The organism is Bacillus cereus group sp. MYBK15-3 (genome assembly GCF_051916765.1).
Taxonomy (GTDB): domain Bacteria; phylum Bacillota; class Bacilli; order Bacillales; family Bacillaceae_G; genus Bacillus_A; species Bacillus_A cereus.
On sequence record NZ_JBQAHG010000003.1, the window covers coordinates 571,910 to 586,540 of the forward strand.

Here is a 14,631-nt window from a genome sequence, read left to right on the forward strand (position 1 = left end):
TCTAGTAAAAAGGAGAATGTTTATGAAAAAATCTAGTATTATAGTATTTTTACTAACATATGGTTTGTTTTATGTTTCTAGTGTTTTATTCCCTATTGATCGTACTTGGTATGATGCGTTAGAAAAGCCGTCTTGGACACCTCCTGGTATGACAATCGGAATGATATGGGCTGTATTATTTGGACTTATTGCATTATCAGTTGCAATTATTTACAACAACTATGGATTCAAGCCAAAAACATTTTGGTTTTTATTCCTTTTAAATTATATATTCAATCAAGCGTTCAGCTATTTTCAATTTAGCCAAAAGAATTTGTTTTTAGCAACAGTAGATTGTTTACTTGTCGCTATTACTACGTTACTTCTCATAGCGGTTTCTTCCAAATTATCTAAAGTATCGACATGGTTGCTAATACCATATTTTTTATGGTCTGCATTTGCTACATATTTATCTTGGACAATTTATAGTATAAATTAAAGACGGAACTAAAAACTTGAGCACAATAAAAATGCTCGAGTTTTTATGTGTGTTAATGATAATCCGAAATATGGAATATATACATCTTATGGAGGTCATCTTTGTGAAGAAATGGATAAAAATTATGCTGTACTCTTTACTAGCTATTTTAATTATAGGAAGTTTTACTTTTTTGACTTGGTCTCAGTTTACTTATAAACCGACGAAAGAGGCTTTGTCGTTAGTAGATGATAAAAAAGATGAAGATAATATCGTTTTTGGAGCGAAAGATGCGAAAGTAGGGGTTATTTTTTATCAAGGAGCTAAAGTAGAAGCTGAGGCTTATAGTTACTTAGGAGAAGCGCTTGCAAAAGATGGGCACTTTGTAGTAATGCCTAAGTTACCATTAAATTTAGCGATACTTGGAATAAATGAGGTAGACAGTGTAATTGAAAAGTATCCGGAAGTTCAAAAATGGTATGTTGCAGGGCATTCAATGGGAGGAGCTATGATTTCTAAGTATGCCTTCCAACATGAAGACAAGGTAGACGGGATTATTTTCTTAGGTTCGTATCCTGCAGATGACTTTTCTACAAAATCGATTCCGATGTTATCAATTTATGGGGAAGTAGATGCTTTAGCAACTGTAGAAAAAATAGAGAACAATAAAAAGTTCATGTCAAAGAATACAACTATGCACATGATAAAAGGGGGAAATCATGCTCATTTTGGCATGTATGGTGAGCAAAAAGGTGATAATGCGAGTTTAATTACGGCAAAAGCACAACGAGATGAAACAGTAAAAGTAATTGAACAATGGTTATTGGAACAATGATAACGAATTTAATAAATCTACCGAAAGAATTATCCAAACGGTAGATGGGAGAGAGAATAAAGAGCCAAATCGTATGAATTGGCTCTTTTATTTATTTGCTATCTCCAATTGTCCCCTTATTTTCTCCGGAATATCCTCTTTAGAAATAATATCGTAAGAATACACATATTTTCCTTTCACATGAATTTTTAAGTAAGTTTTTCTTATAAAATCATTAGGCGTGTTCGTTCCAACTGTATATTCTTTTTCATTACTTAATTCGTCAACAGCTTTTAGTGAGTACATAGCTTTTCCTTTATGATGATAATCTGGAACACCATATCCTTTCGCAACGGCATATACATTTTTTTCTTCAGCAATCGGATTAAATCTGTCTAAATCTCCGCGTAATATAAAAGGTAGTAAGTATATAGGGAGGCCTATTCCTAGTATGCAAATTACAAATTTCTTCATGATCGTTTCTCCTTTTGTCTATTTACATTTTTGAGTATAGAAAAAAGTTCTTATGAATATAGAGGGAAATTCTTTAAGTTTTTCTTAATAAAGTTTAACTTTGTGAAAAAAACTAATTTGAGCATTAAGTTTACGAAATGAATAGCCAAATAACCTATTTTCTTTATTTTTCGATGGTAGGTTATTAGGTTTTATATTGGTATGAGTGAATTAAGAAATAAGTGAGGTTTAGGAAATAGAATGAATTTATCTTATAGTAATAAGAGAATTACCTGAATAAATGATAGTGAGAACAATTAAAGAAAGCATCTAGTGGGGTGCTTTTTTCTTTTGAAACAGAGAATCTCATGGGTCGGTTACATGTAATTTCGTGCTGTGCTTCTAGGTCATTGGAAAATCCAACAATAAAAAAAGAGGGGGAAGGCGTTTTTTATTGAAGTTTGTTAATGATAGATTTTTAACTTGAGAGGGGGATCGTAAAATAGATTATTAATCTCTTTGGTAATTTTTATTTTCCTTATAGTTGGCATATTGTATTAGAAATTTTAAATTTTGAAGGGAGAATCAATAAGTATGGGTAAGAAAAGAAGAATAAGTAATAAGTTATTACTTATCAGTGCAATTTTTACAATAGCAATTCCCTCAGTCTCATATGCGGAGGAAGTAATTTCACCTGAAAATTTTAAGAGTTCTTCAAATTTGTATAAGGCACGGAATACGGAAATTTTGAAAACAAATTTATATCCTAATACATATAATAATCCATTTAACCACCAATTTATTTCAAAATTAAAGGAAGTAAACACAAATATAAAAAAAATAGACAATAGTGATGATGAAAATCCTGTTATATCTACTACTCTTTCATTTATTCGCCATATGAATAGTGAAGATTATAAATCTGCATTTGATTTAACCTCAAGGTCATTACAGAAAATAATATCCGAAGAATGGTTGAAGAGCTATTGGGAGGGACTGCCAGTTCAATTACAAGCAGGTTCTTTTATAGAAATTGGAGAGGTTACACAAAAAGAGACAAATCCTGTTCATACAAATGTGGAGATTCAATTAGTTTTTGAAAAAATGACTGTACCTTTACTAATTAAACTAGATCCATCTGGAAAAATAGACGATTTTCAACTAAGCATGTCGTTTAGTCCTGTTGCTGAGCGTCCATCATATAGTAAGCCTGAATCATTTGTTGATAAAGAAGTAGTAGTTGGAAGTGGTGCATTTCCATTACCAGGAACATTGTCGGTTCCAAAAGGAAAGGGTCCTTTTCCAGCGGTTATTCTTGTTCAAGGATCAGGAGCAACTGATCAGGATGAAACAGCGTTTGCTTTAAAACCATTTCGCGATTTAGCTGAAGGTCTTGCATCGAAGGGAATTGCTGTCCTTCGCTATAATAAACGAACGTATGAACATGGGCTGAAAACACAATTCAGTCCCTTCTATACAGTTGATAAAGAGACAACAGATGATGCTCTTCTTGTAACTCAATTTCTTAAAAATGAGCCTCTAATAAATAAGAATCAAATATATATTCTTGGTCATAGTCAAGGTGGAATGATGCTTCCAAAAATGATTGAAAAAGACCAAAATCAAAATATTGCTGGGGCAATTGTAATGGGTGGACCAGCTCGTACGATTCAAGACGTTGTTTTAGATCAATTTGAGTATCTTTTTTCTATTGGAGCAATGAACCAGGAGCAATATAAATTCTACAAATCGCAATTTGAATTATTAAATGATCCAAATTTCTCTGGTCAGAATCCCCCAAAAGATTTTTACTTAGGATCAGCAGTATTTTGGGATTCTATTCGGAAAATTAAAGCAGCAGAAATATCAAAAGAACAAAAGACACCGCTTCTTATTATTCAAGGGGAAAGAGACTATCAAGTTCAATCAAAAATCGAAATTCCTCTTTGGAAAGAACAATTAAAAGAACGAAATAACGTTGATTATCGACTATATCCAAAGTTAAATCATTTCTTTACAGAGGGCGATGGGGAAATAAGTAAACCGGATGAATATTATAGTCCTGCTAATATTCCTGAGTATGTTATAAATGATATAGCTGCTTGGGTGCAAGGCAGATCGCAATTAAATTAGCAACCATATGTTTTAATAAAGACTTTCTTTCTGTAATCAAAATAGAAATATTTTTATTAGGTTATATGTTTTTTTTAGCACTCTTTGAAAAGGAGTGCTTTTTTATTTTTCTATGATTTCTATAAAATAATGGACTTGTCTTCCAAATAAAGCGTTATTTGTAACACTGTTATCAAAGCAAAGTGCTCGTGACATTTCCTTGATATTCAAAAACATTAATAACCTATTATGTGAAGTTTTTTGAAAATTTAGGTTTAACATCTTTAAAATAGGTGTATTACATATTACATAACAACTAAATAAGAAAATAAAAAATCTAAGGGAGGAAAAATACGATGCATAAGAATGAAAGAAAACCGGTGGTTTATGAATATCAAAATGAACAGGAAGTAGTTATGAAAGTAAAAGAGCTAGAATTGAAAGGGATTCACCAAGATGACATTTACGTCTTAACACATGAAAAACATATAACAAAAAAGATTGCGGATGATACAAACACAAATACGATTGGAGTAAAAGAACAAGGGTTGGGCACAAGTATTATCAACTTTTTCTCCAAAAAAGGGGACGAGCTCCGAAATCAAATGGAGGAAATGGGGTTGTCGAAGGAGGAAGCTAACTTATATGAAGAAAAACTAGATCAAGGGAGAATTTTACTTCTAGTAACAGATGAAACACTAACGGCGAGTGATAGGCAGCCGCAAAACTATCATTCTCTCTAATAGATTGCAATATCTGATAAATAGATAAGTTAATTATTTTAGGTTGTAGCATGGAAGAAAATAAAAGTAGAGAAGGGTGAGAAAAATGAAACATACAATATTTAAATATGCTGTGATTGGGATTACGACCGGAGTCATAGTATCTCTGTTAAAAAAAGAAAATCGGAAAGCTATACAAACAAAAGGAAAAAGCGTAAAAGACAAACTACAAGAAGGAAACATAAAGGAAACATTAGAGAAGGTAACCGAGACAAGTAAACAATTCTCTGTAACTGCAGCTAATGTTGCAAAACAAACATTACCACAACTGCTTACAGCCACACCGGTTGTCATTTCTACTATTAAAGATTTAACAGAAAACGAAAATAACAAAAAGAAAAAAGATGAAAAGGATAATGAAATAAAACAAAATAGTAAGAACCTAGACGGAGAAAAAACGGAAAATGAAAAGAAATATGTGAAAGAAGGGAAAGAAGAGAGTGCTTAGATTTAATTCTAAAAAGAGAAAGTGAGGAAAAAAGTATGAAATCTCTGTATGCAATTGATGTAGGAATTGGTTTTACTAAGCGGGCATATCGACAGGATGTAGATTCTGAGGTGACGATTAAGAGTGAAGCTGCCACACTAGCTCCTGTACCTAATCATGCTGAAAGTGAAGATTTAACAAAAGTAAGTTTTATAGACTTAGACTTTGCATACTACATGGGAAATGAAGCACATCAATCTGACGCTTCATTTCTTCCTCCATTTGACGAAGAAATAGAAAATTATTATGAAAGCGAAGAGTTTAAACAACAAATATTTGGTTGCATTGCAAAGGATTATAAAGAAAATGTCGTGTTACCTTTAGTTGTTACCGGGCTTCCAGTCACTTGTTTTGGTAGTCAGCATGAGCAATTACAACGTGCACTAAAAAAAGAAACTTCCGTACAAATTGATGGGAAATTTATTAATATTACGGTTGAAAATGCTTTGATTCTTCAGCAACCGATCGCTTTACATGCCTATTTCTTAAAAGAGGGAATCATTCAGGAACAAGATCGCATCTTAATTATTGATGGTGGATTTCGTACATTAGAAATGACAGATATGAAACAGAATGTCATTTTAAATCATTATGAGACGGAACTAGGATGTAGCAAGCCTTTGAAAAATATTAAGAATATCCTGCAGAATCATGCGGGTGAAAGTAATCAATTGCATATTAATGACATGCCAAAAATATTAGAAAAAGGATATGGAGATAAAGAAGAAAATTATGAGACAAGTCAGGTGGATATTTTAATTCAAAAAGAGTTGGATACACATTTCCAAGACATCATGCGTGTATTACAAGAACAATTTAAGTTAGACCAGTATGATACTATTATTTGGACAGGAGGAATAGTAGATCTCCACAAAAAACAAATTGAAAAAATGCAAGGTGAAATTGTTTCTTTCCGTATGGTAGACGCTTCAAAAGAGGCCGCGCTTCATGGATACTATATTATTGGAAGTCAAGTATTTGAGGACATCACCACTCAATCTGCATATAAATCCAAATTATAATGACGACCGAAATGGAGTTCGTTGAATAGACGTGCCAAATTGTGTGGCTTCTTTTCCAAATATAAATAAGAAAAGATAAAAAGTGCTTGTATAGAGGAAATGTTTAAAATTGAGAATAAAAATAACTAATATATAGGGGGTCTTCCTTTTTAAAGAATAAGACCTCCTATGCATTTATTTTGTAATTTAGATGATTTAAAAACTTTTCCTCCAAGATATGGATACCTACATACAAATTTCATATTACGGATATGATTCGATCAAACATAAAACTATTTAGAAAGGAAGAATAATATGGAATGCATAAAAATGACGAAATGGAGTTGGTATCATGTGAAAACTAGTGAGTTTGAAGAAATTTCTTCTATAATCCCCCGTGATGTAACATCTTATTTCTCTCAATTTGTAAAGAAAATAAGTTCTCCTTGTGAAAATGGATTATATGTTTATACGTTATCACCAAGTCAAACTTGTGTATATGGTTCGTTTTTATATGATCAAGATAAAAAGGACGCCAAAATTCAAAAATTTCTTCATTATTTCGTAGCTCATGGGATACTGATAACGGTCCAAGAAAAAGAGGAAGAAGATTTTCAAGAATTAATACATAATTTCCCTATAGGTATAAAAAATTGTAATAGTTCCGCTGAAGGACTATGTGCCATCTTATCGATATTTATATCTCACTATTTACGAAAGGTTGACTATTTTGAAAACAATTTCAGAAATGTGTTATGGGATTTTTATCATCATAATAACATAGCAGTTTTAGAAAGGATTTATCATATTCGTCATGAATTATTTATGAACACACATGTGTTTCGCTTAATACAAGAAGTGTTACAAGGCCTAAAAGAAGCTTGGTTAGAAAAACTAACAAACACCCTTTGTTATAAACAAACACACGTAAAATTAGAGCGTGGATTACAACTTGTTAAAGAGTACCAAGAAGAATTAGACACGATGATTCATTTGCAAGAAGTTGTTTCTTCTCATCGTGGGAATGAAATTATGAAAGCTCTTACTGTATTAACTGCTGTGAGTACGCCTTTGACAGCCTTAGGAGCATTATGGGGTATGAATTTTAAATACATGCCTGAACTAGAATGGAAATATAGCTATTTAATCGCTCTCTTATTTATTATTTTCACAACAGCGGGTATGTATATGTATATGCGATTCAAAGGGTGGACAGGTGATTTATTACGAGTAAAGAAAAAGAAGTCTTTTTTTAAATCTAATTGATCCTGTTTATAAAAAATATGATAGACATATAGTTAATAATATTTATTAATTGGGGGTAGTGCCATATCCCTATCAAGTTAAAGTTTTGATGTCCCCGCAATGATAAAAATAAACTTGGTTTCCATAAAAAACATAATATTTTCATTTAAAGGCTATGAAGTGAAATGTCATCATCTTCATCACGTTTGACCTTCAAGAAATAAAAAGTTAAACTATTCTTGTACTCGAAGTACTATTATAGTACTGGAGAGATAATAACTTTACTATTTTGGTATGAGGTGAATAAATGATGAAAGATCGGATTGCCAAAACTGCTATTGCGCTTTTTCATGTAAGGGGAATAAAATTCACAATGAGTGATTTAGCTCGTGATCTAGGTGTAAGCAAAAGTACGCTTTACGAGCATTTTCCATCTAAGGACGAGCTTATTGGTTATGTAGTTGAGCAAATAAATGAAGAAGCCCAAATACGTTTTCGGGAAATTATCGATAATTCGAATTTGACCATACCGGAAAAATTAAAAGGGATTCTTTTAATTGTGCCTAAGGATTTTCAGCACAGCTTCGTACGTTTACTGATTGAACTGCGACGTTACCATCCAGAGCAGTGGGCAAAAATAGAACAAGGCATAAATGAAGAATGGGAGGTAATTACTGGGCTAGTTGAAGAGGGCATCAATAGCGGTGTTTTACGTTCAATGGACATTCCAGTGCTAATCCAAACACTCAAAACGTTAATGAAATCAATTTTTGAACAGGGGAGTATAGCCTCTAACCAAATTACTCTACAAGAGTCACTTGCAATGATGGCCGATATCATATTGCATGGAATCACAAGTAAGGATTAAATAGTACTTCTACATAAAAAATGAGTAGGGTCACAATAACCATACAGGTTAACGTAGCCCCGCTCATTTTTTATTTTTATCCCGCTTTAATGGGCAGTAAGATTCCTACCTCAAAATTCAGTGAAAGCAAAGAATTTAGGTGGGAGATCAACTGCCCATAAAAGTCCGATTGGTGAGGGCTGATAATCAGTGGGGGATGAAGAAAACCCCACTGATTAAAGTTTCACTTTATGTCGATTTTACTTAAGGGTAATTATACTTTACAGTCTGGAAGATTTCGGTATAATATAAAATGAGTACCAAAAATAATTTTTAGGTACTGAAGGTACGGATTAAGATAATCAGAGATGGAAACGAAAAGTTTGTAATTTTAAATTGTTTTTTCAATTTGGCTGGGATGTCCTTGAAGATAAAATACGGGTATAGGAGGAATGTAAATGGATTTTTTTGAGACTGTTATAATTATTGTGAATTTTAGTATTCTAGGCTGTATATTGTTTTTTAGTGAGAAAATAAAACAATGGTCTGTCTTCATTCTAACAGTTGCCTTTTGTGTGGTTGTTGTGCAGCTTATCGTAGAAGGGTATCGCTGGCAGATGATTCCTGCTTATTTGTCCCCATTTATTTTAACAAGCTGCTATCTATTTGCTGAATCAAAAAAGAACGTTAAAAGTTGTGGGGCATTCACAGTCAAGACAGCGCTACTGGTCATTTATTTGACTATTGCGGTCATGCTTCCTTCCCTCATGCCGGTAGTTTTATTTGAAAAAACGAGCGGTCCCTTCAAGGTTGGTACTACACTTTATCATTGGATTGATTATAATCGAGAAGAACCTTATATGAAAGATTTGAACGGCCGGCGCGAGCTGATGGTTCAGGTTTGGTATCCTGCAAAAGAAAAAGGAGAGATGAATCGCGCACCTTATATCCATAACTCGGATGAGATTGCCAAGGGGTTGGAAAAATCATTGTCTATTCCAGCATTCGCGTTTCATCATCTAGGCTTGATGAAGTCGAATGCATTCATGGAAGCTCAATTGTCAGATTCAGAGGAACGTTATCCGGTCCTACTCTTTTCCCATGGTTTAAGCGGTTTTCGCAATCAAAACACGTTTGAGGTAGAGGAGTTGGCCAGCCAAGGTTACATCGTCGTAGGAATTGATCATACCTATGATGCTGCAGCTACCGTCTTTCCAGATGGCAGAACCGCTTTTGTACAGTCGATCAATTTAACTGATTTTGCCGAACGAGATCGCCATATCAAATTATGGAAGGAAGATGTTGTTTTTGTACTTAATCAAATAGAGAAGCTTAACCAAAGCGATAAAGATAATCGCTTTACAGGAAGAATGGATACATCCCGAATTGGAATGTTTGGACATTCTTATGGTGGAGCTACAGCTGCGCAAGTGTTAGTGGAAGACTCCCGTGTCAAAGCAGCCATCAATATGGATGGTACATTATATGGGGAAAATGTTCCGAAATCTAGAGTTGGAAAACCGTTTTTGATTATGAATGCAGAGACTAGTGATGATTCCACGAAAGATTTTTTAGAGGGAAAAGTTCGTAGTGACCATGCACTTGCAGGTGGTGGCATGTCAATGGTTATTCCCCATACCAATCATACGAGTTTCACTGATTTTCATTTGTTCTCTCCTTTGTTACGAAGCTTAGATGAAGATCCAAGATACGTTCACCGTATTATAAACGAATTCAGTCTCGCTTTTTTTGATCGATATGTGAAACAGGTAGACGATAGCTCTGCGCTTGAAAAATTGGACTCCAAATACCCAGAAGTGAAATTTAAAGTGAATTAATGACAATGTCTTTTAATATATTTGCTAACAGTTGGGTATATATTTTAATCATCAAGAAAGATTGCCCTCTGTAGCATACAGAGGGCAATCTTTTTTAAATTAATATAAAGGAGTTTTTTTATGTTTAATAGATTGAAGTATTTTCTTTTATCCGAGAAAGAAATAGTTGAAACTGTGAAGAATTACAAGGAGGAAAAAATACATGTTTTCATAATAAAAGATTTTTTAGGGGAGTTAATCTTAATAAGAACTCTTATATTTTTAATGTTTGTTCCAATATCAACTTTTATTTTTTCAGTTGTAATTTTTGGAGCTGTTTTCTTTTTATCCGGTATTAAGATTACCATTTGGGGCATTGCTATAATGTTATTGGTTCCAATAACATTACTTTTCTATATGAATATAACTAATACATCAATTATTATTACTGATTTAGTGAAGAAATTTTTATTAACCATAAAATATCTAAATCCATTTTACTCAATATTAAATAAACCTTGGTTATTTATTTTTGAATTATTATTTGGTTTTTTATATGTCTTCGTGCTATCTTTGTTTTCTATTTGGATAGTATTACATTCATTAGAAATAGGTTTCTCTGAATTTAGTTCAGAGGACAATCGAAGTTTCCAATTTTCAATTATTATTTTGCATACAGCAATTTATTTGTTTATAAGAGTTCATGGCCAGCCTTGTAAGACAACTAAGCAAAAAATTAAAAAACTGAAAATGAAATTTTATTTATGGTTTTGTTCTATGATTGCAAGTATTGTATATATATTTGAATCACTCTTTAATTATATGAATGGAATTCAAGCAATTTATTTTATATTTGTTTTAATGATTGCTTTAGAAAGAACAGTGACACATTATAAGAAATTTATAGATTTTTTAGAATCTGAAAATTTGTATGAAAAATAATTTTAGAGAGAAAAGTCATTTGAAATATAAAAAGTTATACCTACTAAGTACTGAACGAGTAAAAAAACGTTATTCTTTCTCTAGAATCCTAGGAAAGGATAGCGTTTTTTATGTCTATTTTTGTATCTGATGAACTACAACTATTTGCTCAAGAAATTCAATGTTATTTATCCCCGAACATCTTAAGAAATCTTGCCAGAGAGTCTGGTTTCGTGCAACGAACCTGTAAATTCCAAACAAAAAGTTTACTCAATTTATGAGTATGTATGGAAAAAGAAAGAGATTCAATAATGCTTTGTTTAATGTTAATTTATACAGAAATACATATTAAACAATTTGTAATAATACATTTTATGATAATTTATTAAGATAAAATGTTATATTTTTGGGTGGAATATATAAATGGAGGAAATGTTATGAACAAGAATTTAAAATTTACTCAAATGATGATCGGTATTAGTACGATGGCATTATCATTTGGAAGTATTCAAACACAGGTATCCGCAGAAGAAAAAGCACCCTATAATCTGTTGCAGATGAAACCAATTGGAACAGAAACTTCAAAAGATGAAATGGCTCATGCTACAAAAGCGGACGAAACATTGAATTTTGAAGAGCGTTTAAAAGTAGGCGATTTTTCACAACGACCTACTTCGGTGATGAAACATGATGAAAGGCAATTAAAGCAAAGCTATACTCTGGCAGAATTGAATAAAATGTCTGATAGTGAATTCATTGATACGCTATCAAGAGTTTCATGGAATCAAATTACAGACTTATTTCAATTCAATCAAGATACGAAAGCTTTTTATCAAAATAAAGAACGTATGAACGTTATCATTGATGAATTAGGACAAAGAGGGACATCTTTTACGAAAGAGGATTCAAAGGGAATTGAAACTTTTGTTGAAGTATTACGTTCTGCTTTTTATGTGGGATATTTTAATAATGAAGTAGGTTACTTAAAAGAGAGAAGCTTCCATGACAAATGTTTACCATCATTAAAAGCAATTGCAAAAAATCCAAACTTTACATTAGGTACAGCTGAGCAAGATAGAGTAGTAGTTGCGTATGGAAAGTTAATTAGTAATGCTTCTAGTGATGCTGAAACAGTACAGTATGCAGCAAATATTTTAAAACAGTTTAATGATAACCTTTCTATGTATGCTAAAAATTATACGAAAGAACAAGCTGTATATGAAATTGTAAAAGGTATTGATTATGATCTACAGTCTTATTTGCAGGAAACGAATAAAAAACCTAATGCAACAATGTGGTATGGAAAAATTGATAATTTTATAAATGAGGTTAGTAGAATTGCTCTCATACGGAATTTAACAACTGAGAATAGTTGGCTAATTAATAATGGGATTTATTATGCAGGACGTTTAGGGAAATTTCATAGCAATCCAAACAAAGGATTGGAAGTTATTACACAAGCGATGAATATGTATCCTCGCCTAAGTGGACCTTATTTTATAGCGGTAGAGCAAATCAAAACAAACTACGGTGGAAAAGATTATGATGGAAATACAGTAGATTTACAGAAAATACGTGAAGAAGGGAAGTTACAATACTTACCTAAAACATATACATTTGATGATGGATCTATTGTTTTTAAGACAGGCGATAAAGTAACAGAAGAGAAAATTAAAAGGTTATATTGGGCAGCCAAAGAAGTAAAGGCACAATATCACCGTGTAATTGGAAATGATAAAGCACTAGAACCAGGTAACGCAGATGATGTGCTGACAATTGTAATTTATAATAATCCAGATGATTATCAATTAAATAGACAATTATATGGATATGAAACGAACAACGGCGGTATTTATATTGAAGAGAAGGGTACTTTCTTTACATATGAGCGTACACCAAAACAGAGTATTTATAGTCTAGAAGAGTTATTCCGTCACGAATTCACTCATTATTTACAAGGAAGATACGAGGTTCCTGGTTTATTTGGGAGTGGAGAACTATATCAAAATGAACGCTTAACTTGGTTCCAAGAAGGGAATGCAGAATTCTTTGCAGGATCTACACGTACAAATAATGTTGTTCCACGTAAAAGTATTATAAGTGGCTTATCATCTGATCCGGCAAGCCGTTATACTGCAAAGCAAACTTTGTTCGCAAAATATGGATCATGGGATTTTTATAATTATTCCTTTGCACTACAGTCTTATCTATATAATCACCACTTTGAAACCTTTGATAAGATTCAGGATTTAATCCGTGCAAACGATGTGAAAAATTATGACGCGTATCGTGAAGCATTAAGTAAAGATGCACAGCTGAATACAGAATATCAAACGTATATGCAGCAGTTGATTGATAATCAAGATAAATACAATGTACCACAAGTAACAAATGATTACTTAATACAACATGCACCTAAGCCGTTAGCTGAAGTGAAGAAAGAAATTGTTGATGTAACTAATATAAAAGATGCAAAAATCACAAAACATGAGTCTCAATTTTTTAACACATTTACTGTAGAAGGCAAGTACATAGGTAGTACATCAAAAGGTGAGTCTGAAGACTGGAAAACAATGAGTAAACAAGTCAATCAAACCTTGGAGCAGTTGTCTCAAACAGGATGGAGCGGCTATAAAACAGTTACAGCCTATTTTGTTAACTATCGTGTGAATGCAGCCAATCAATTTGAATATGATATTGTTTTCCATGGTGTTGCAACAGAGGAAAAAGAAAAAACAACGACTATAGTAAATATGAATGGACCATATAGCGGGATAGTAAATGAAGGAATTCAATTCCATAGTGATGGTACAGAAAGTGAAAATGGAAAAATTATTTCTTATCTATGGAACTTTGGAGATGGTACAACAAGTACAGAAGTCAGCCCTACCCATGTATATGGAGAAAAAGGAGCATATACTGTGGAACTAACAGTGAAAGATAGTAGAGGAAAAGAAAGTAAAGAACAAACAAAAGTTACTGTAAAACAAGATCCGCAAACAGGTGGATCCCTTGAAGAGGAAAAGGTACTCCCGTTTAATAAGCTTGTAAAAGGAAATCTGATTGCTCCTGATCAAACAGATGTTTATACGTTTGATGTTACAGTTCCAAAAGAAGTAGATATTTCTGTGGTAAATGAACAAAACATTGGGATGACATGGGTACTTTATCATGAATCAGACATGCAAAATTACGTAGCTTGTGGTGAAGATGAAGGAAATGCTATAAAGGGAAAATTCGTAGCGAAACCAGGGAAATATTATTTGAATGTGTATAAATTTGATGATAACACTGGTGAATATTCATTATTAATAAAATAAATTTATTTTCAATATGTATATAACGGTTGTTTTTTTAGGAGGAGTCTGTCACGATAGGCTTCTCCTATTTTTTACTCTAAAATAAGTTAATAAATTAGGTAATTATCTTTAAAAATAAATCATTATAAACCTAAAATATTCAATTAAAAAATAGAAGAGAGGGAGCTTGCGTCTTAATAAGACTAATATTAGGAGTTATGTCACATTTCGATTAAATAAAATATCGTAAAATCCTCAGAATAAATTTTTTTGCATGTTCATTCATTTAGGGTAATTCTCAACTCTTAAGCTGATGTATGTGGGGGACCGACTCATATACATCAGCTTAAATAATTAGATATTTTATTTATTAAGTTAAGCGAAATTTTATTCGTA

The 14,631-nt window shown here is 32.5% G+C and carries 12 protein-coding genes and 1 pseudogene; 12 read left to right on the forward strand and 1 reads right to left on the reverse strand.

Annotated features, from left to right (window positions below; translation table 11 throughout):
• Window positions 1-22: 22 nt before the first annotated feature.
• Entirely contained in the window at window positions 23-478 is a 456-nt protein-coding gene (locus ACTFR8_RS17115; RefSeq protein WP_000749743.1) for a TspO/MBR family protein, read from the forward strand.
• Between the two features lie 103 nt (window positions 479-581).
• The gene (locus tag ACTFR8_RS17120) at window positions 582-1,292 is read left to right on the forward strand and encodes an alpha/beta hydrolase (protein ID WP_000758813.1); all 711 of its coding nucleotides are present in this window, start codon (window positions 582-584) and stop codon (window positions 1,290-1,292) included.
• Window positions 1,293-1,379: 87 nt separating this feature from the next.
• On the opposite strand, the gene ACTFR8_RS17125 is transcribed toward ACTFR8_RS17120, so the two are convergent.
• Window positions 1,380-1,745, reverse strand: coding sequence for a YxeA family protein (locus ACTFR8_RS17125; protein ID WP_000714887.1), 366 nt, complete (start codon window positions 1,743-1,745; stop codon window positions 1,380-1,382).
• Window positions 1,746-2,318: 573 nt separating this feature from the next.
• Here ACTFR8_RS17125 and ACTFR8_RS17130 point away from each other — a divergent pair.
• The 10 genes and pseudogenes from ACTFR8_RS17130 (at window position 2,319) to colA (ending at window position 14,256) form a co-directional block, all read left to right on the forward strand.
• Window positions 2,319-3,857, forward strand: a complete 1,539-nt coding sequence (locus ACTFR8_RS17130; RefSeq protein ID WP_252209601.1) for an alpha/beta hydrolase — start codon at window positions 2,319-2,321, stop codon at window positions 3,855-3,857.
• Between the two features lie 335 nt (window positions 3,858-4,192).
• The gene (locus ACTFR8_RS17135) at window positions 4,193-4,579 is read left to right on the forward strand and encodes a general stress protein (protein WP_000549439.1); all 387 of its coding nucleotides are present in this window, start codon (window positions 4,193-4,195) and stop codon (window positions 4,577-4,579) included.
• A gap of 85 nt (window positions 4,580-4,664) precedes the next feature.
• Window positions 4,665-5,066, forward strand: a complete 402-nt coding sequence (locus ACTFR8_RS17140) for a hypothetical protein (RefSeq protein WP_000683210.1) — start codon at window positions 4,665-4,667, stop codon at window positions 5,064-5,066.
• Window positions 5,067-5,101: 35 nt separating this feature from the next.
• Window positions 5,102-6,127, forward strand: coding sequence for a ParM/StbA family protein (locus ACTFR8_RS17145; protein ID WP_000839453.1), 1,026 nt, complete (start codon window positions 5,102-5,104; stop codon window positions 6,125-6,127).
• Between the two features lie 294 nt (window positions 6,128-6,421).
• The gene (locus ACTFR8_RS17150; RefSeq protein WP_000388912.1) at window positions 6,422-7,372 is read left to right on the forward strand and encodes a magnesium transporter CorA family protein; all 951 of its coding nucleotides are present in this window, start codon (window positions 6,422-6,424) and stop codon (window positions 7,370-7,372) included.
• Between the two features lie 289 nt (window positions 7,373-7,661).
• Window positions 7,662-8,219 carry a TetR/AcrR family transcriptional regulator gene (locus tag ACTFR8_RS17155; RefSeq protein ID WP_000654864.1) on the forward strand — a complete coding sequence of 186 codons (558 nt, stop codon included), beginning with the start codon at window positions 7,662-7,664 and terminating at the stop codon, window positions 8,217-8,219.
• A gap of 437 nt (window positions 8,220-8,656) precedes the next feature.
• Window positions 8,657-10,036: an alpha/beta hydrolase family protein gene (locus ACTFR8_RS17160; protein ID WP_000345276.1), complete on the forward strand. Its 1,380-nt coding sequence runs from the start codon at window positions 8,657-8,659 to the stop codon at window positions 10,034-10,036.
• 120 nt (window positions 10,037-10,156) lie between these two features.
• Entirely contained in the window at window positions 10,157-10,957 is an 801-nt protein-coding gene (locus ACTFR8_RS17165) for a hypothetical protein (RefSeq protein WP_000483298.1), read from the forward strand.
• A 110-nt stretch (window positions 10,958-11,067) separates the two neighbouring features.
• Window positions 11,068-11,214: pseudogene (locus tag ACTFR8_RS17170) on the forward strand (IS4 family transposase); the annotation flags it as partial.
• A gap of 159 nt (window positions 11,215-11,373) precedes the next feature.
• Entirely contained in the window at window positions 11,374-14,256 is a 2,883-nt protein-coding gene (colA, locus tag ACTFR8_RS17175) for a collagenase ColA (RefSeq protein ID WP_050821962.1), read from the forward strand.
• Window positions 14,257-14,631 lie beyond the last annotated feature (375 nt).